Annotated in this window: 18 protein-coding genes and 1 pseudogene; 6 read left to right on the top strand and 13 right to left on the bottom strand. The window is 70.5% G+C overall.

Features of this window, described 5'->3' with window-relative positions; translation table 11 throughout:
- Window positions 1-18: 18 nt before the first annotated feature.
- Both H9Y04_RS13705 and H9Y04_RS13700 read right to left on the bottom strand, forming a co-directional pair.
- Window positions 19-1,152: a CaiB/BaiF CoA transferase family protein gene (locus H9Y04_RS13705; protein WP_187814088.1), complete on the bottom strand. Its 1,134-nt coding sequence runs from the start codon at window positions 1,150-1,152 to the stop codon at window positions 19-21.
- A 153-nt stretch (window positions 1,153-1,305) separates the two neighbouring features.
- Window positions 1,306-1,905 carry a TetR/AcrR family transcriptional regulator gene (locus tag H9Y04_RS13700; protein WP_187814435.1) on the bottom strand — a complete coding sequence of 200 codons (600 nt, stop codon included), beginning with the start codon at window positions 1,903-1,905 and terminating at the stop codon, window positions 1,306-1,308.
- 159 nt (window positions 1,906-2,064) lie between these two features.
- Between H9Y04_RS13700 and H9Y04_RS13695 the strand changes: the two are divergent.
- Window positions 2,065-2,793 (top strand): annotated as a pseudogene (locus tag H9Y04_RS13695) (DMT family transporter); the annotation flags it as partial.
- A gap of 52 nt (window positions 2,794-2,845) precedes the next feature.
- On the opposite strand, the gene H9Y04_RS46685 reads toward H9Y04_RS13695, so the two are convergent.
- On the bottom strand, window positions 2,846-3,259 hold the full coding sequence (locus H9Y04_RS46685) for an MmcQ/YjbR family DNA-binding protein (protein WP_236070794.1): 414 nt from the start codon (window positions 3,257-3,259) through the stop codon (window positions 2,846-2,848).
- A 102-nt stretch (window positions 3,260-3,361) separates the two neighbouring features.
- Here H9Y04_RS46685 and H9Y04_RS13690 point away from each other — a divergent pair, with 102 nt between their 5' ends.
- Both H9Y04_RS13690 and H9Y04_RS13685 read left to right on the top strand, forming a co-directional pair.
- Entirely contained in the window at window positions 3,362-4,555 is a 1,194-nt protein-coding gene (locus H9Y04_RS13690; protein ID WP_187814086.1) for a saccharopine dehydrogenase family protein, read from the top strand.
- A 225-nt stretch (window positions 4,556-4,780) separates the two neighbouring features.
- Window positions 4,781-5,131, top strand: coding sequence for an alpha/beta fold hydrolase (locus tag H9Y04_RS13685; protein WP_236070793.1), 351 nt, complete (start codon window positions 4,781-4,783; stop codon window positions 5,129-5,131).
- Window positions 5,132-5,260: 129 nt separating this feature from the next.
- On the opposite strand, the gene H9Y04_RS13680 is transcribed toward H9Y04_RS13685, so the two are convergent.
- The 7 genes from H9Y04_RS13680 to H9Y04_RS13650 form a co-directional block, all read right to left on the bottom strand.
- The gene (locus H9Y04_RS13680) at window positions 5,261-6,037 is read right to left on the bottom strand and encodes a GNAT family N-acetyltransferase (RefSeq protein ID WP_187814085.1); all 777 of its coding nucleotides are present in this window, start codon (window positions 6,035-6,037) and stop codon (window positions 5,261-5,263) included.
- A gap of 50 nt (window positions 6,038-6,087) precedes the next feature.
- Window positions 6,088-6,789, bottom strand: a complete 702-nt coding sequence (locus H9Y04_RS13675; RefSeq protein WP_187814084.1) for an endonuclease V — start codon at window positions 6,787-6,789, stop codon at window positions 6,088-6,090.
- Window positions 6,790-6,836: 47 nt separating this feature from the next.
- Window positions 6,837-8,249, bottom strand: coding sequence for a cellulose binding domain-containing protein (locus tag H9Y04_RS13670; protein ID WP_187814434.1), 1,413 nt, complete (start codon window positions 8,247-8,249; stop codon window positions 6,837-6,839).
- Between the two features lie 95 nt (window positions 8,250-8,344).
- Window positions 8,345-9,739: a beta-N-acetylhexosaminidase gene (locus H9Y04_RS13665; RefSeq protein ID WP_187814083.1), complete on the bottom strand. Its 1,395-nt coding sequence runs from the start codon at window positions 9,737-9,739 to the stop codon at window positions 8,345-8,347.
- Between the two features lie 86 nt (window positions 9,740-9,825).
- Window positions 9,826-10,662 carry a carbohydrate ABC transporter permease gene (locus H9Y04_RS13660; protein ID WP_308800971.1) on the bottom strand — a complete coding sequence of 279 codons (837 nt, stop codon included), beginning with the start codon at window positions 10,660-10,662 and terminating at the stop codon, window positions 9,826-9,828.
- A complete protein-coding gene (locus tag H9Y04_RS13655) occupies window positions 10,659-11,576 on the bottom strand; it encodes a carbohydrate ABC transporter permease (protein ID WP_438818108.1) in 918 nt (305 codons plus the stop codon). The genes H9Y04_RS13660 and H9Y04_RS13655 overlap by 4 nt, the downstream gene beginning before the upstream one ends.
- A gap of 49 nt (window positions 11,577-11,625) precedes the next feature.
- Window positions 11,626-12,897, bottom strand: coding sequence for an extracellular solute-binding protein (locus tag H9Y04_RS13650; protein WP_187814082.1), 1,272 nt, complete (start codon window positions 12,895-12,897; stop codon window positions 11,626-11,628).
- 242 nt (window positions 12,898-13,139) lie between these two features.
- Between H9Y04_RS13650 and H9Y04_RS13645 the strand changes: the two genes are divergently transcribed.
- Entirely contained in the window at window positions 13,140-13,964 is an 825-nt protein-coding gene (locus H9Y04_RS13645) for a GntR family transcriptional regulator (protein ID WP_187814081.1), read from the top strand.
- A 24-nt stretch (window positions 13,965-13,988) separates the two neighbouring features.
- Here the strand turns inward: H9Y04_RS13645 and H9Y04_RS13640 are convergent, their stop codons facing one another.
- Together H9Y04_RS13640 and H9Y04_RS13635 are read right to left on the bottom strand one after the other, a co-directional pair.
- Window positions 13,989-15,365 carry a serine hydrolase domain-containing protein gene (locus H9Y04_RS13640; protein WP_187814080.1) on the bottom strand — a complete coding sequence of 459 codons (1,377 nt, stop codon included), beginning with the start codon at window positions 15,363-15,365 and terminating at the stop codon, window positions 13,989-13,991.
- Entirely contained in the window at window positions 15,362-15,619 is a 258-nt protein-coding gene (locus H9Y04_RS13635) for a hypothetical protein (RefSeq protein ID WP_187814079.1), read from the bottom strand. The genes H9Y04_RS13640 and H9Y04_RS13635 overlap by 4 nt, the downstream gene beginning before the upstream one ends.
- 217 nt (window positions 15,620-15,836) lie before the next feature.
- Between H9Y04_RS13635 and H9Y04_RS13630 the strand changes: the two genes are divergently transcribed.
- Together H9Y04_RS13630 and H9Y04_RS13625 are read left to right on the top strand one after the other, a co-directional pair.
- On the top strand, window positions 15,837-16,784 hold the full coding sequence (locus H9Y04_RS13630; protein WP_187814078.1) for a GbsR/MarR family transcriptional regulator: 948 nt from the start codon (window positions 15,837-15,839) through the stop codon (window positions 16,782-16,784).
- A complete protein-coding gene (locus H9Y04_RS13625) occupies window positions 16,766-17,197 on the top strand; it encodes a hypothetical protein (RefSeq protein WP_187814077.1) in 432 nt (143 codons plus the stop codon). Before H9Y04_RS13630 ends, H9Y04_RS13625 begins: the two co-directional genes overlap by 19 nt.
- A gap of 43 nt (window positions 17,198-17,240) precedes the next feature.
- On the opposite strand, the gene H9Y04_RS13620 is transcribed toward H9Y04_RS13625, so the two are convergent.
- Entirely contained in the window at window positions 17,241-18,038 is a 798-nt protein-coding gene (locus H9Y04_RS13620; RefSeq protein ID WP_187814076.1) for an inositol monophosphatase family protein, read from the bottom strand.
- Between the last annotated feature and the right edge of the window lie 66 nt (window positions 18,039-18,104).

Below are 18,104 nucleotides of genomic sequence, written 5' to 3'. Positions count from 1 at the left end.
TCATGCCCGAGGGGGAGGTCATGCCTGCTCCTTGTCGTCGTCGCTCGCCAGGCTCTGGACGCCCCAGTCCCGGGCTACTTCTTCGGTGTGCGCGCCGGGCAGCGAGGGCCCCGTCCGTACGGTCCCGGGTGTCGCTGAGAAACGCGGCGCGGGGGCGGGCTGGACGATGCCCGAGTGGTCCACGAAGGTGCCGCGTTCCTTGAGGTGCGGATGGTCCGGCGCCTCGCGCAGCGACAGGACGGGGGCCACACAGGCGTCGGAGTCCTCGAAGACGGCCGTCCACTCGTCCCTGGTGCGGGTCCTGAACTGCGCCTCGATCGCCGTGCGCAGCTCGCCCCAGCGCGCGAGGTCCTTGCGCGGCGGCGCCTGGTCCGCGATGCCGAGCAGCGTCACGAACTCCTCGTAGAACTGCTGCTCCAGAGCGCCGACGGCCATGTGGCCGCCGTCCGACGTCTCGTACGTGCCGTAGAACGGGCAGCCGCCGTCGAGCAGATTGGCGCCCCTGCGGTCCTGCCAGCCGCCGGCCGCCATCATCCCGTGGATCATCCCGGACAGATGGGCGGTGCCGTCCACGATGGCGGCGTCGACGACCTGGCGCTCGCCGGTGGCGCGGGCGTGCTGCAGTGCGGCCAGCACGCCGACGACGAGATAGAGGGAACCGCCCGCATAGTCGCCGACGAGGTTCGCGGGGATCGCGGGCGGCTCGTCCGGCTTCCCGATCATGCCGAGTGCGCCGGTGATGGCGATGTACGCGATGTCGTGCCCGGCGCGCTGGGCGAGCGGGCCCTCCTGGCCCCAGCCGGTCATCCGGCCGTACACCAGGCGGGGATTGCGGGCGTGGCACTGCTCGGGGCCGACGCCGAGGCGTTCGGCGACGCCGGGACGGTAGCCCTCGATGAGGATGTCGGCCCGGTCGACCAGGTCGAGGACCTTGGCCGGGCCGTGCTCGTCCTTGAGGTCGACTACGACGGACCGTTTGTTGCGGTTCGTCACGTCGAACGCGGGCTTGATGGCGAGCCCCGCGCCGCCCGGCCGGTCGATCCGTACGACATCCGCGCCGAGATCGGCGAGCAGCATCGCGGCGAACGGGCCGGGCCCGATCCCCGCCAGCTCGACTACCCGTACCCCATCGAGTGGGCCGTTCCCTGCCATCGAACCCCCTGCGTCCGCTGGTGAGTTGTCGCGGGGATGCGGCCCGCTCGGTCAGTTTTCCGTCTGCTCCGCATGTGACACAACCGCTGTAACATCAGTGATGTTAGGAACGGGCAGGGGCGAAGACAAGGGTTTCCGAGCAAGCGCTTATTTTTATACGCCCCCCGTCGACACGAGCGCACGCGCCTCTTCGCGGGCGTGGCCGATGGGGTCGTCGAAGATGCCCAGCCCATGGGCCACGAGGGCGCCCTCGTGCAGCAGCATGAGCGTCCTGCCGAGGTGCTCGGCACGGTCCGGTGCGATCTCGGCGCCGAGGCCGGTGAAGAGCCCAAGCATCCACTGCTTCTGTCCGGCGATGACCGGGTACGCGGGGTGGGCCGGGTCGCTGATCTCCGCGTGCGCGTTGACCATGCTGCAGCCCTTGGAGCTGTGCTCCAGAGCCCAGGCCCGCGAGGCGTCGAACACGGCCAGGACGCGCTCACGCGCGGGCAGTTCACGGTCCGGGACGTCGAGGCGTTCGGCCAGGAAGGCCCGCCAGCGCTCGTCGCGGTCGGCCAGGTACTCCACGACGATCTGCTCCTTGGAGCCGAACCGGTCATAGAGGGTCTTCTTCGTCACCCCGGCCTCGGCGGCGATCAGATCGACCCCGACGGCGTGGATACCGCGCTCGTAGAACAGCCGCCCGGCCGCCTCGAGCGCCCGCCGCGCGGCGGGGGTCAGCGCGATCCGCCGGGGGCCCTCGTTCTCGCCCATCACCATGTCACTCACGCCCATCGCCTCGACACTCGCACCCATGCCCCCAAGGTATACCGATCTGTATAGTGGAGTTGAGTATACCGATCTGTTTACTGGAGGCCGGTGATGAACATCCTGCTCTCGACCGCCTTCGTCCTGTGCTGGAGCTCCGGCTTCATCGGGGCCAAGCTCGGCGCGGGCAGCGCGTCGGCGATCACGATCCTCATGTGGCGTTTCCTTCCGCTGGCCGTGCTGCTCGTGGCGGTCGTCGTGCTCCACGGCCGGGCGCGGCTGCCGGCCCGTGACCTCGGCCGACAGGCCCTGATCGGGGTGCTGTCGCAGAGCGGCTATCTGCTGACCGTCTACTCCGCGATCCAGCTCGGCGTGGCCAGCGGCACCACCGCACTGATCGACGGCGTGCAGCCCCTGGTCGCGGGTGCTCTCGCCGGGCCGCTGCTCCACCAGTACGTCTCACGCCGGCAGTGGCTCGGTCTCGGCCTGGGCATGGGCGGCGTCGCCATCGTCACCCTGGCCGACGCGACGGCGGGCAGCGGTGTCGCATGGTGGGCGTATCTCGTGCCGCTGATCGGGATGCTCTCCCTCGTGGCCGCCACATTCCTGGAGAGCCGCACCCGGGCGCCGGTCGCGCCCTCGCTGTCGCTGACCGTCCACTGCGCCACAAGTGCCGTGGTCTTCACGGCACTTGCGCTGGTCACCGGGGAGGCGCTGCCGCCCGCCGAGTGGGCCTTCTGGGGTGCGGTCGCCTGGCTCGTGGCGCTGTCGACCTTCGGGGGTTACGGGCTGTACTGGCTGATCCTGCGACGCCGCGGCGTCACCGAGGTCAACACGCTCATGTTCCTCATGGCTCCGGTCACGGCGGTCTGGGGCGCGCTCATGTTCGGCGAACCCTTCGGACTTCAGACCCTGCTCGGGCTCGCCGTCAGCCTCGCGGGCGTCGTCATCGTCCACCGTCCCCGTCCAGCTCGGCGATCAGCTTCTTGGGCGCGATCACGCGGTAGCTCTCCTCCACCCAGTCGCACAGCAGCTCCGCCGGCGGCACGTCCGGGCCCTCCAGTGGGATGCGCACCCAGCCCGACTTCCCCAGGCCATAGCCGGCCGGCTCCGCGCCCGGGGCCGTCAGGGCGTGGGCATGGGCCTCCGGGTCCGTGAGCTTGACCGTCATGCCCAGCGGATACGAGCCGTCGGAGACCCCGAGGAACACGAAGACCTTCTTGCCGACCTTGGCGACGGTGTCACCCCAGGGGAACTCCTCGACGGCGCCCGGCAGTTCGAGGGCGAAGGCCCGCACCTTCTCCCAGCGGGCGAGCGCGGCCTTGGCGGGCGGTCGCCCCGGGGGCTTCGTATCGGCCATGACGTACCTCCCTGTCCTGGCCGGGCCCCTTGCACCGGCCTGCGCCCATCACGCTAGCCTCAGCCACCGACAACGGCGCGTGGGCAGCTTGAAGGGTGAGCCATGAGTGAGCGGGACACGACGGACCGGCGTGCGTACGACATCGTCCTGTACGGGGCGACCGGCTTCGTCGGCACGCTGACCGCCGAGTATCTGGTCCGCCACGCGCCCGACGGGCTGCGCTGGGCGGTCGCCGGACGCAGTGCCGGCAAGCTGGAGCGGCTGCGCGAGCACCTGGCCGAGATCGACCCGGGCGCGGCGAAGATCGCCACGATCGCGGTGGACTCGGGCGACCGCGAGGGTCTGCGCGAACTCGCCGCCTCCGCGCGGGTGGTGGCCACGACCGTGGGTCCGTACGTCGAGTACGGCCACGAGCTGGTCGGGGCCTGCGCCGATCTCGGCACCGACTATCTGGATCTGTCCGGCGAGCCGGAGTTCGTGGACGTCACCTATGTCCGGCACGATGCACGGGCCCGCGAGACGGGCGCCCGCCTTGTGCACGCCTGCGGGTTCGACTCGGTGCCGCACGATCTGGGCGTCTACTACACGGTCAAGCAGCTGCCCGAAGACGTACCGCTGCGGATCGACGGCTTCGTCCGGGCCTCGGCCATGTTCTCAGGCGGCACCTTCGCCTCCGCGCTCGGCCAGTTCGCGCGCGGCCGCGAGATGGCCGCGGCGGCCCGCGACCGGCGCCGGCACCAGCCGCGCCTGGTCGGGCGCCGGGCCTACGCGCCGGTGAGCGCACCTCGCTACGCGGCGGAAGTCGGCGCGTGGGCGCTGCCGTTGCCGACGATCGATGCCCAGGTGGTGCAGCGTTCGGCCCGCGCCCTGGAGCGCTACGGTCCGGACTTCCGCTACCGGCACTACGCGGCGGTCAAGACGCTGCCGTTCGCCTTCGGCGGTGTCGCGGCGATGGGCGGGCTGCTCGCGGCCGCCCAAGTGCCGCCGGTGCGGCGGTGGTTGTCCTCGCGCGTGGCGCCGGGTGAGGGTCCGAGCGAGGAGCGCCGTGCCCGCAGCTGGTTCTCGGTCCGCTTCGTCGGCGAGGGCGGCGGCCGCCGCGTCTACACGGAGGTCTCGGGCGGCGACCCCGGCTACGGCGAGACGGCCAAGATCTTCGCCGAGTCGGCCCTCTCCCTCGCCTTCGACGACCTGCCGCGCACATCAGGCCAGGTCACGCCGGCGGTGGCGATGGGCGATGCGCTCCTGAAGCGGCTGCAGGAGGCGGGCATCGTGTTCCGGGTGGCGGCCACCCGGTAGTGCCGCGGGGAGAGCGGATCAGCGCAACTCATGGCTGCTGCGGGCGCACCGCCCATCGTCTTCGTCCATGGGACACGGTTCAGCGCGGGGCAGCTCAGCGCGGGGCAGCGCGACGCCGTACCGGTGGGTGGCCGGGCTCGTCCCGCGCCTGCCCGCGGACCGGCTGGCCCGGTGGAACGACCGGTTGCTGCGCCGCCTGTATCCCCCGAGGTGGTGGCGGCGACCATGCGCTCCCGCTACGCCTTTCACACGTTGCCGGCCGCCTGGGGCGAGGCGCTCGGCCGCTTCGACGCGGGTGTGATGCGTCATGTGGCGGCGCCGGTGCTCGTCCTGAACGGCGAGAAGAACAGGGCCTTCCGGTCCGGAGAGACGGCGTTCGCCCGTGCGCATCGGCACGCCCGCGTCGAGTTGATCCCGCGGGGCGGACGGTCCGGAGAGACGGCATTCGCCCGCGCGCATCCGCACGCCCGCGTCGAGTTGATCCCGCGGGCCGGTCACCTGGCCAACTTCGACGATCCGGCCGCCTTCCGCGACGCGGTCCGCCGCTTCGCCCTCCAGCTGCCTATGCACGGCTGAGCCCGGCAGTCGCGTCCCGGCGCGGATGTCGTCGGATGCGGTCCGGCCGGACAGACCCCGCCCTCCCGGGGGCCGAGCCCCTTCCAGGCTATCGACGCCCACTGACAATCCGGCCCGCCCGCCCCCGCGTCACGCCTTCCAGACGTACGGCGTCGTCACACTCAACTGCTCGAAGCCAAGCCGCTCCAGGATCGGGCGGCTGGTCGGCATCGCGTCCACCTGGAGGTAGGTGATGCCGCGTGCCGCGGCGATGCGGGCGCGGTGGGCGACCAGGGCGCGGTAGATGCCGCGGCCGCGGAACTCGGCGACGGTGCCGCCGCCCCACAGGCCCGCGAAGTCCACGCCGGGAGCGAACTCGATCCGGGCGGCGCTGACCGGCCGCTCCCCCGCCAGCGCCAGGGTCATCACAAAGCTGTCCGGCGCGTGCGCGAGCCGGTCGAGGAGTTGCTGCTTGAGCCGCGAGCCGTCCGTGCCGAACGCCTCGTCGTGCACCTGGGCCGCGAGCTCGATGCCCGCCGCGTCGGTGGCGTCCACCAGGCGCAGCCCGTGGGCGAGTTCGACCGCTCCCGTCTGCGGGGCCACTTCGGCGATCATCAGGCTCTCGGGCTCCCCGGCGACGAAACCGGCCCGTACGAGCCGCTCCCCCAGATCGGCGGGCCGGTCGTGCGAGTACGTCTTCCACTCGAACTCGACGCCCAGCGCGCCGTAGTGCCGCACCTGCTCGGCGATCACCGCGTCCGCCGTCGACTCGTCGATGTCGGAGAACACCACACCGTTCCAGTCCGCGGGGCCCCCGCTCTGCCGCACGACCGTGCCGATGTCCTCGACGCGGACGCCAGGGTGGTCGGCGGGCACTTCACGTCGCATCTGCCGGTCGAACAAGCGCAGTACTTCTTCATGGTCCATGGGCGCATTGCAGCATCCGCCCGGGCCGCGCACAAACGCTTATCCGCCCGCTACGACGAGGCCAGGACCTGCGTCAACGCCCGCCGGCAGAGCGAGTCCGCGCGGCGGGTGGTCTCCGGGAGCCGGTAGTGCGGGGACAGGGCCAACGTGTGGGCGCACGCGTTGGCGAGCGAGACGCGGTGGCCGGTCGAGACGAACACGGGCTTGACGCCGTCCTGGGTCCTGACGGCCCGGCCGACCTCCTCGCCGCCGTCCACGAGTGCGGCCACGGATCCGCGGGCGGCCGCCGGATCCTCGTACGAGAAGGTGAAGGGGTTCTTCGCGACGCCGAGGGACGGCAGGCCGGTCAGCACGCCGAGGTGGGCGGCGAGGCCGAACCGCCGGGGGTGTGCGCGGCCGTATCCGTCGCAGACCACCAGATCCGGCGGGGTCCGCAGGGCGCCGAGCGCGGCGAGGACGGCCGGGATCTCGCGGAAGGCGAGCAGGCCGGGCACATACGGGAAGGAGATCCGGGCGACGGCCGTGGATTCCTCGGCCACCTCGAGCGTCCCGGCGTCGAGCACGACGGCTGCCGCGACGACGAGATCGCGCTCGTCGTCGTACGCGACGTCCACCCCGGCGACCAGGCCCTGTCCGGGCGGCGGCCCGTCCTCGTCGAGGATCACGCGCGTGCGCAGTGCGTCCTGCACCGCGCGTGCCTGCGCTTCGGTCGTGGGCCAGTCGGCGGGCGGGGCGGCGGTGACGGGATCCATGGTGCGGTCGAGGGTACGCGAGCGGCGCGCACCCCCGACCGGGGACCTCAGCTCACATTGTCCGTGTGCGTCACTCCGTCCGTCCGGTACTTCGCCACCTGGGCCGCGACCTGCGCCGGGGTCAGGATCTGGTCCTTGGCGTAGTACACGTAGTCGACCTTCTCGTCGTACGCGCGCGGGGTGTTGGAGGCGACGAGCCCGCCGGAGATGATCCAGTTGTTGAGGTTGATGGACATGGCGGTCTCGGGCAGATACGGCTCGCCGTGGGTCGCGAACAGCTGGCCGTCCACGTAGTACTTGATCGAGGTGTTGTCCACGGTGACCACCAGGTCGTGCCAGCCCGCATAGCTCTGACGGACCTCGGTGTGGGCGTTCACGGCCTGCCACGGCTCGGGGTTGTAGGTCTCCCAGGACGTGGTGTACAGGATGTTGGACGGTTCGCCCCAGCCGCCGTTCGGCAGGTACTCGAAGTCGAGTTCGCCGTAGTTCGGATCCATCGGGGCGTCCAGCGGTGCGATGGTGAAGAACGTCTGCACCATGTGGTCGCCGTCCGGGCCCGAGTTGGGGGCGTCGCTGAAGTACACGCGGGACGCGTAGGTCCCCTTGGTGAACTTGCGCTGGTGGTACAGCTCGGTCTGCCGGGTGCCCGCCGCGGTGCCGTCGGTGCTGGTGCGCAGCGTCATGATGCTGTTGCCCGACTCCTGGGCGAAGGTGACCTGTTCGGGGGCCCAGGTCGCACCGGGGACTCCGGGGCCGCCCTGTCCGGACTTCACGGTCCAGCCGCGCTGGGAGATCCGCGGATCGTTGTGGGCGGTGTAGTTCAGGTCGTCGAAGAGCGCGGGCTTGGTGGGGTCGGGGCCGCCCGGGTCACCTGGATCGCCGGGATCCCCCGGGTCGTTGCCCTCGGGAGCGGTGCCCCACAGGACGGTGCCGCCGCGCTGGACGGTGACCTTGCTCCAGTCCCCGTACGAGGTCTGGGACGCGCCGAACGAGTAGTCGTCCTGCTGGTTCAGGGACTGCCAGTCGGCGCGGTGGAAGCGCAGCTGCATGTCCCCGGTGTCCGCACCCGCCGCGAGGGAGCCGGCGCCCGCGGTGAAGCCGATCTCCAGGTAGCGGTCCGCGGTGGCGGTCGGCTTGGCGAGCGTCCCGAAGGTGCCGGTGATGTTGGCGCAGCCCTTCACCGCCCAGGAACAGGCGAAGCGGTACGTGCTCGACGCGGTGTCGGCCTTGAAGTAGTAGCGGATGGTCAGGCCGCTCAACTGGACCGCGCCGGAGCCCCTGTTGGCGAGCTTCAGCCAGGGTTCGGCCTGGTCGCTGCCGGTCGAGCCCGTGTGGTACTGGGCCACGACACTCTCGTCGGCGGCCGCCGCGTTCGGGACGGCGAGCGCGCCTCCTGCCGCCAGGGTCAGGGCGGCGGCGAGGGCCGTGGTCCTCAGCCTTCCGCGGACCGTGCTCCTCAGCTTTGCGCGGGCCGTGCCCTCTGTTCTTCTGTGCACGAGGTGTTCCTCCTCATGGTGGGGGTGGTACGGCCGCCAGAGGCGGCCGCCGGGACCGCTCAGAGGCGGCGCCGGAAATCGGTGAGATCGCGGGGCCCCTCGCTCCAGGCGACTTCGGCGAGTGCGGCGATCCGGGGGAAGAGCAGGTAGTCGATCGCGGCGGGGGTCGCCACGTGCTCGGTCCACAACTGGGCCTGGGTGCCCAGGACTCTGGCCGCTTCGGCCGGCTCCCAGTCGGCGGGCGCGGGCTCCGCGGTGTAGACGTCGGCGAGCGTGACGGGGTCGCCGGGCTGGCCCGGCGGCTCGTCCGGGGCGTCGGACTGCGGATAGTCGAGATACGTGGTGCGGTGCGGGGTCATGACCACGTCGTGGCCGCGGCGGGCGGCACCGAGGCCGTGCACGGCGTCCCGCCAGGGCATCACCACGAACTCGGGCGGCAGCGCGGTCGCGTCGGGCTCGGCCCAGCACACGGGGGTACGGCCGCGGGCCAGCAGATGCCGCCCGACGCGGCTGAGGAACCAGGCGTTGAGCTCCTTGGGCGACAGACCTGCCCGCGCGGCGACCTCCCTGGCCACCGGGGACTCCTCCCATTCCACGGTGGGGCATTCGTCGCCGCCGATGTGCACGTACGGGCTGTCGAAGACCTCCATGACCTCGTCGAGCACCGTCGTACAGAAGGCGAAGGCCTCGTCGTGGACGCCGAAGACGTTCTCGCAGATCCCCCAGTGGTCCCAGACCTCGAGGCGCCGCTGCGGATAGTTGCCGAGGTGCGGATACGCGGCGAGGGCGGCCCGTGCGTGGCCGGGCATCTCGATCTCCGGGACGATCCGCACACCGCGGGCGGCCGCGTAGGCGACGAGTTCGCGCAGTTCGGCCTTGGTGTAGTGGCCGCCGTGCGGGGTGCCGTCACCCATGGTCTGGGCACGCACCGAGCCGGTCTCGGTGAGCAGCGGGTAGGCGTCGACCGGCATCCGCCAGCCCTGATCATCCGTCAGATGCAGGTGCAGGACGTTGAGTTTGTACGACGCGATGCGGTCGACGACCGAGCGCAGATACGAGACGGGCTGGAAGTGACGGGCCACGTCGAGCATCGCGCCCCGCCAGGGGAAGCGGGGGCTGTCGCTGATCTGGACGCAGGGCAGCCGCCCGCCCCGCTCGATGAGGGCGCTGATGGTGTGCACCCCGTTGACCAGGCCCGCGTCCGTACGGGCGCGGAGCAGCACCGCGTCCCGGCCCACCGTGAGCCCGTACCCCTCGTCGCCGAGGCCGCTGAGCGCCGGGTCGATGGCGAGCACGAAGCTGCTGTCCGCGGCCGCGCGCAGCGGCAACCCGGTGCGCAGCCGCAGCAGCGTGGCCGCTCGGTCCGCACCCGGAGCCAGGTGCAGCGTGGTCTCCGTGTCGAGGATGAACTGCCCGCTCTGGCGCACGACTTGGCGGGGGCGGGGAATCAGCATGCGGGAGCTCCCATGGTTGTCAGCCCTTCACGGACATGTCGTCGGCCCTTCATGGACCTGGTTGCCAGCCCTTCACGGCCTGGTTGTCAGCCCTTGACCGAACCCGAGACGAAGCCGGTGGTGACCCGGCGTTGCAGTACGAGGAAGAGGATCAGCACCGGCAGCGCGAAGAGCGTGGAGGCGGCCATGGTGGCGCCCCAGTCGGTGCCGAAGGTGTTGGAGAACGAGGAGAGCCAGACGGGCAGGATGCGGTCGTCCTGGTTCTTGACGATCAGCATGTTGGCGAAGGCGAACTCGTTCCAGGCGGTGATGAAGCCGAACAGCGAAGTCGCGAGCAGTCCCGGCGCGAGCAGCGGGAACGTCACCCGGCGGAAGGCGGAGAGGCGGGTGCAGCCGTCGACCTGGGCCGCCTCTTCGAGCTCGACGGGGACGGCCGCGAGGAAGCCGCGCAGCGTGATGATGGTGAAGGGGAGCGTGAAGATGAAGTAGAGCAGTGTCAGCATCGCGAGGCGGTCGAGCATGTCGGTGTCGCGGGCGATGATGTAGACGGGGATCAACATCGCTTCCCAGGGCGCCATTTGGGCGATGAACACCATCAGGACGAAGCCGCGCCGGCCGCGGAACTGCAGCCGTGCGACCGCGAAGGCCGCACCCAGCGCCACGAGCAGGGCGAGCACCACCGCCACGACTGTCACGAGCAGGCTGTTGCGCCAGAAGGTGCCGAAGCCGTCCGCGCCGATCGCCGTACGGAAGTGTTCGAGGGTGAGCCTGGTCGGGACGAACACCGGGGTGTCGGCGTTGATGTCGCGGGTGGGTTTGAACGCGGTGGACGCCATCCAGTACACGGGGAAGATCGTGACGGCGAAGACGGCCAGGGCGGCGAGGTTGAGGGACCCCCGGCGCACTGCATTGCGCGCTTTCACAACTCTCCCTCCTGACGGAACAGTTGGCGCAGATAGACGAAGAGGATCACCGCGAGCAGCAGGACCGTGATGGTCGAAGAGGCCGCCTGCAGGTCGTAGTGGTGCAGCGTCTGGGCGATCTGGTACGCGTAGACGGGCAGCGTGGTCGTGGCGTCGTTCGGGCCGCCTTCGCTGATCACCCAGATCTGTGTGAAGCACTTGAAGACCCAGATGACCTCGAGGCAGAGCACCAGGCCGAAGATGGGCCGCAGGATCGGCACGGTCAGGGAGCGGAACATCCGCCAGTCCGAGGCCCCGTCCAGGCGCGCCGATTCGTAGATCTCGGCGGGCACGGTGGTCAGTGCGGAGTAGATCGTGATCGCGGCGAAGGGGACGGACTGCCACACCACGAGGATCACCAGGATGGTGAAGGTGGCCGTGCCGTCCGCGAACCAGGAGTAGCCCTCGTACGAGTCGAATCCCAGCCGGACGAGCACCCAGTTGACCACGCCGAGCCGGGAGGCGAACAGCCACTGGAAGATGGTGGTCGCCGCCAGGATCGGGGTGGCCCAGGCGAGGGCCAGGGCGCTCATCAGGAGGATCCGCATCGCCCTGCCCAGACGCTGGAGCATCAGGGCGACGAGGGTGGCGATGCCCACGATCAGGACGACGTTCACCGTGGTCCAGATCAGGGTGCGCACCACCACGTCCCAGAACTCCCCGCCGGTGAGCAGTTCGCGGTAGTTGTCGAACCCGACGAACTCGGCGCCACCGCGGATGAGTTCGCGCAGCCCGAAGCTCTGGAAGGACAGCTGGAGATTGCGCAGGAGCGGATAGACGAGCAGGAAGACCACGCCGAGCACGGTCGGTGCGATCAGGAGGTACGGCCACAGGACCAGGGACCTGCGGCGGCCGGGGACGGCCGGCCGCCGCAGCTCCTGCCCCGGGTCGCGCAGCTTGCGCGGGGCGGTGTGCAGGGCCACCTCAGCCGCCGAGCGCCTTGCTGATGGCCGCCGTGGCGGTGGCACCGGCCTTCTTCGGGTCGGCGCCGGTCAGGACCTGGGTCATGAACTCCTTGATCGGGTTGTTGGCCTCCACCGCGGCCCACTCGGGCGAGTTGGGGGTCGCGCGGCCGTTGGTCGCGCCCTTCGCCATGGCCGAGGCGCCCGGGTCGGAGGCGAGGACGCTCGCCAGGGACTTCTTGTTCGGCACGTAACTCATGGCCGTGGCGAGCTTCTTCTGCCACTCGTCGCCGGCGAGCGCCTTGATGAAGGTGTAGGCCTCGTCCGGGTTGCCCGCGGCCTCGGGGATGATCAGGTCGGAGCCGCCGGTGAACACCGCACCCGGCTTGTCGGCGGTCTTGCCCGGGATGGGGAAGAAGCCGAGCTTGCCCTTGAGTTCGGGGTTCTCCTCCTCGATCAGCTTGGCCCCGCCGGGCACCGCGATCACCTGGGCGACATCGCCCTTGGCGACCACGCCGACCTGTGGCGGCTCGGCCTCGTCTGAGTCCTTCGGGCCCTTGCCGAGGGCCTGGAGCTCCTTGTAGAAGTCCATGCCGGCCAGCGCCTCGGGGGTGTCGAGGGCGCCCTTCCAGGTTTCGCCCTCCTGCACGGCGAGGTCGCCGCCCTCGTCCCAGATCATCCCGGCGAGGGTGTACCAGTTCTGTCCGGGCAGGTAGATGCCCTGCTGCTTGCCGGTGTTGAGCTTCTTCGTCGCCGCCAGCCACTCCTCGCGGGTGGTCGGCACCTCCTTGATGCCGGCCTTCTCGAAGAGGTCGGTGCGGTAGATGACGACGCGGTTCGCCGCGTAGTACGGGATGCCGAACTGCTTGCCGTCGACCTTGCCCGGCTCGGCGAGGCCCGGGATCCAGTCACTGCCGCCGAGTTCCTCGACCTTGTCGCTGAGGTCCTTCACGCCGCCGCTCGCCGCGTACTGGGCGACCTGGGTGTTGCCGACCTCGATCACATCGGGGGCGTCGTTGGAGGCGAGGGCCGCGGTGATCTTCTGGCCGATCCCGTTCCACTCCTGGATCTGGATCTTGGCGTCGATCGTGGGGTGCTTGGCCTCGAAGTCCTTCTCGAACTCCTTCTGGAAGTCCTCGGAGACGCTGTCGCGCATCAGCCATACGTCGATGGTCGTGCGCCCCTTGTCGCCCTTGCCGCTCCCGTCGCCCTTGTCGTCACTGCCACCGCATGCGCTGAGCGAGGCGGCGACCGCCAGTGCGGCGGCGCCCGCGAGGAGACGTGCTGTCTTCATGACCCAGCCCTTTCGACCCACACGACGATGACCACCTGGATGACCACCTGGATGACCAATTGGAAAGGTGACCAGTTGTTGAGGGAGCAAGCTGGCATGGACCAATGGAGGCGTCAAGAGGCCTGGACCATTTGATGTTTGGGCAGGTGGACGTCCGATGTATCCATTACCGGCCAGGAATTACCACCCAGGGACCGACCTCACCAGGCAAACCAACTGGTCACCTCTGGTAAGGTCCGCTCATGGACGGTGAATCCTCAGGAGTGCTGAAGCGGGATCGGGTACGGGAGTTCCTGCTCGAACTCGTCGAGTCCCGGCGCCCGGGCGATGCGATCCCCTCCGAGCGCACCCTGTGCGGGCGGCTCGACGTCTCCCGGCCGACTCTGCGGGCCGCGGTGGACGAACTGGTCGCCACGGGGGTTCTCGTACGGGAGCACGGGCGCGGGATGTTCGTCGCGCCGGAGAAGATCACGCAGGAGATGGTCCCGGACGACCACTCCCTCGCACTCCCCCAGGCCGCCGGCACCTGGTCGAGCCGGCTGCTCGAGTTCACCACCATGCCGGCGGGCGCCCGGGTGGGACGGCGGCTGCGCATCTCGCCCGCCGCCGAGATCATGTACGTGGCGCGGCTGCGGATCGTCGACGAGGCCCCCATGGCCATCGAATACCTGCACATCCCGGCCGAGTTGGTGCCCGGACTGACCGCCGAGGAGCTGGAACGCGGCGATCTGTACGAGCATCTGCGCACCCAGCACGGCGTCCATGTCCGCGAGGCGACCCAGGCCATCGAGCCGACGGTCACCAGCGAGGCCGAGTCCCGGCTCCTCGACGTTCCGGTGCTCTCGCCCGCCCTGCTCTTCGAGCGCCTCACCACGGACTCTGCGGGCCGCCACGTCGAGTACGTCCACTCCGTCTACCGCGGCGACCGCTACCGCATCGTCTCCCGCCTCACCCTGGGCGCCGCCTCCACCGCCGAGGCCCACCACCCGGGGATGCCGCCGGATGCCGCGGGTCTCGGGGCGGCGGTGCGCTCGATGACCCGAGGTGATGTGCACGGGGCCGACTGAGCCGTGCGCCCGGCGAGCGCGCGGTCAGTTCTGCCGTGGATGCACCCGGCAGTTGGTGTGGAGATAGCGCGCGGCTCCGTCGGTGAAGTCGTGGAGCGCGACCGTCTGGACGTCCTCGTACGGGTCCGCCGGCGGCATCAGGAAGTGTGTCCGGCTCACCGGAAGCAGCTCGTGGCGGATGCGGTCGGGCTTGCCCAGGAGCGCGGCCTGCATCGGGTCGAGCACCAGGGTCAGCCACAACTTCCCGCCCTCCGCGCCGACTTCGAAGCGCGCCCCGGGACGCTCGTAGACACCCTCGTACCGGGCGAGTTCCAGCTTCAGCGACGGGTCCGGGGCCGGCAGCGCGGGAACAGTGCGCAGACCGAGCTCCGTCAGGATCTCGTCGCACACGGTGCGCCAGAAGCTCTCGCGCGGACCGCCGTTGGTGAGCAGCACGATCGCCGTGCCGGAGTCCGGCAGGACACGGAGCCGTGCGTTCTGCCCGATCGTGCTGCCGTCGCTCGCGTACACGGTCTCGCCGTGCCAGTCGCAGACGATGAGGCCGAGGGCCCAGTGCGGCCCGAACATGTACGGATCCGGTACGGGCACCCGTGAGTGCATCATCTCCCGGACGCTGTCCGCCGAGACGATCCGTTTCCCGTCCTGCGCCACTCCTTCCGTGAGCAGGACCCGCGCCATGGTGAGCACGTCGCCGACCGTCGAGGTGAGGTTGCCGCCGGGGCCGAAGGCGCGCGGCAGGTGGTCGATCGGGGTCACGAACGGGCCTTCTTCGGCGGAGCGCATCAGGTGCCCGGTCGCGGCCCGGGTGGCGTCCACCTGCTCGGGCAGGGTGTGCGTACTCGTCAGACCGAGCGGGTCGATGAGGCGGTCGCGCAGCACGTCGTCCCAGCGCTTGCCGTCCTGCACCTCCAGGATCCGTGCGAGCAGCGCGTATCCCAGTGCCGGGCTGTACCCGTGGGTGCGGCCCGGAGGAAACACCTGGGGTGCGTCGGCGATGTTCTCGGCCATGCGCTCCAGGACGTCGTCGCCCTCGCCCGGGTCGCCGTACGCGTCCTCGACGCCGTGCGTGTGCTGCAGCAGGTGGCGCGGGGTGATCTCGGCGGTGGCCGCAGGGTCGCCCACCTTGAATCCGGGCAGGTAGGTGCGCACCGGCTCGTCGAGGCCGACCCGGCCCTCGTCCACCAGCTGCAGGAAGGCGAGCGCCGTCCAGGTCTTGGTCATCGATCCGCACTGGTAGACGGTGTCGACCGTGGCCGGCTCCCGCGACTCGACATGCCTGACGCCTGCGGCGAACTCGGTCACCTCCCCTCGGTGCAGCACGCCGACCGCCGCGCTCGGGATGCCGTACGCGGCGAGCAACTCCGCCAGTCGCCCGCGCAGTCGGGGGACGTCGAGGCTCATCGCGGCAGACCCACGGCGTTCGCCGCGTCCGCCTCGAAGTACTCGGTGGTCGCGTGGGCGCCGGCGTGCGCCTCGAAGAACTCCCGTACGGCGTCGACGGATTCATGGCCGATGATGTTCACCGCCTTGCCGCCGCACTTGCTCGCGACCGCCACCTTCCACTGGGCGCCCTTGGGGAGCTTGGCGTGGGCCCTCTTGAGGCCGCTCCAGAACTTGGCTTCGTCCGAGACCGTCGACACCACGAGTACCTGCATGACGCTGCGCCCTCCTGTTTCCATTCTCGAAAAGCTACGTTGCGTTTCAAAAAGACTTAACGAGAGAAGAAGGCAAAACAAGAGGCAGAGGCCAATCCTTGCAACAGACTTGCGAGTGAATGCAACTTTTCCAGCAGGTCGTTGCACCGTACTGTGAGTGAACGCAATCGCAACGAGCACACAGCGGCAGACGCCCGCAGCGGCAGAGGAGGTGCCCGTGCCAGGTCCCAGACTGACCGAGGAGGACCGCCGCCGGATCGCGGCATGGCTGGACGAAGGACTCGGGTACGCCGAGATCGGGCGACGGCTCGGCCGGCCGACGTCCACGATCAGCCGCGAAGTGGCACGCAACGCGGCATCCGGCACCTATCTGGCCGACCACGCGCAGGAGGCGGCCGGCCACCGCGCCCGACGGCGCCGACCCGCACGGGGCGCACGGGGCGTGGACGCCGACGGGCGCGCCGAAGCCGTACGCGATTTCGTGGACGAGTTCGCGAGCCTGCTTGCCGCCACCGGCATGCCCCGGATGACCGCGCGGGTCTTCGTGAGCCTCCTGACCGCTGACGCACGCGGCCTGACCTCGGCCGACCTCGTAGGGCTGCTGCAGGTCAGCCCCGCGTCGGTGTCGAAGGCGATCGCCTATCTGGAAACGATGGAACTGGTGGTGCGCGGCGCCGACTTCGGCGGGCGTCGCGAGCGCTACGTCATCGACGACGAGGTCTGGCTGCGGGCCTGGCAGACCGACACGGGCGCACACGGCGAGATCGCCACGGCCACGCGCCGGGGCATCGAGATCTTCGGAGCGGAGAGCGTCGCGGGCGGCCGGCTGGAACGAATGGGTCTGTTCTTCGCCCGCCTGAGCGAGCAGATGAGCGGGAGCACCCTCGCGGACCCGGTGGTGGAGGACGCGCTGACCGTCCTCGCCGCGCTGGTCGATGCCGCCCGCCCGCTCACCACCGGCGCCTTGTCCGCCGCGCTCGGCTGGTCGACCGACCGTACGCAGAGGGCACTTGCCGCCCTCCACGACCAGCCGGCCATCGCGGACCCACTGGCCCTGCGAACCGCCGCACCCGACACGTACACGATCGCCGCCCGCCCGGACCGCCTCGGCCCCGAGCAGCGCGAGGCACTGCATAGAGTGTCGCCATGTCGCTCAGCCAGATAGTCCTCTCGTCCGGTCGCCCGATCGAGCTCACCGAGCTGCGCATGTCCTCGACCTACGGAGGCATGCTGGAGGGCTACCCGTGCAAGCCCGTCAACGACATGAAGGTGCGCGGGCTTCAGCGGCAGGCCGAACGTGCGTTTCCCACCACGCCTTTCCATCTGGTCCCGCCGTCTCGCGCGTACCCGGATCAGACCGCCGGCCACTTCGGCCCCGTCGAGGTGCTGCCTTCTGTTGCCTGCATCGGCGCCTTCCGCTCGACAGCGGTCTCCCCCGAGCTGGACCCCGTGCTGTATCGCTCCGCCCTCACGGTGATCTGGTTCCAGACCGGGTTGGACGTCCCGTCGGGCGAGGACGCCGACCTTGCGCTGCGCCGCATTCCTTGGGACGAGCTGGCTCAGGACCACGAGCTCTAGAGCTGAGCCATCAGGCCCAGCAGCAACGCATGCGTCTCGGCCTCTAGGGCTGAGCGATCATCCCCATCAGCCGCGCATGCGTCTCGGCGTCCGCCGCCGCCACGATGCCCCGGCCGCCGGCACCGACCGGGCCGCCGTCGACGCCGGTGAGCACGCAGCCGACCGCGCGGCACAGGGCGATGCCCGCTGCGAAGTGGACGCTGCCCGACAGGTCTCCGCCGTCCGTCACATAGGCCGCGCGCCTGCCCGCCGCGACCCAGGCGAGCGCCAGGGACGAGGAGACCACGCGGGGACGGAAGTGCTCGGCGAAGGAGGGGGCGGCCAGCAGGTCGACCGCACGGAAGGCGCGTGCGCTCGGGAACGGCGGGTCGAGGTTGACGTCGACGAGGCGGCTCGCGGACGACGGCACGAGCGGCGTGCGCTCGCCGCTCGTGGACAGCGCCCAGGCGTGTTCGCCGTCGGTGGCGAGCACTTCGCCGGCGAACGGGTCGGCCACCGCGGCCGCCCGGCCGGGCAGCGCCACGTTGACCGCCACGACCAGGGTCCCGGCCGCGTAGTTCAGCGTTCCGCACAGCGGGTCCACCAGCCACTCGCGCCCGGCGGCCGCCGCGCCCTGCCGGCCGCCCTCCTCGCCGAGCACCGCGTCATCGGGCCGCGCCGCGCGCAGTACGTCCAGGATCGCCTGCTCAGCGGCGACGTCGGCTTCCGTCGCGAAGTCCCCGGCGCCCTTGTCGATCCGCGCGAGCTCCTGCCCGTACATCCCGCGTACGACCTCGGCCCCGGCCCGGACGGCGGCGACGGCGACCCCGGAATCATCAAGCCCGTCATATGAGTTGGTCACCCCCGCACCCTAAGTTGATCAACCCGGTACGGAAAAGGGCTCCCGCGATCCGCCCCCCGGCGGACC

Origin of the sequence: Streptomyces polyasparticus, from assembly GCF_014493765.1 — a bacterium.
GTDB classification, from domain to species: Bacteria; Actinomycetota; Actinomycetes; order Streptomycetales; family Streptomycetaceae; genus Streptomyces; species Streptomyces polyasparticus.
Note: the sequence above shows the minus strand (reverse complement) of the source record. Positions and strands in the feature narration are given on the sequence as shown.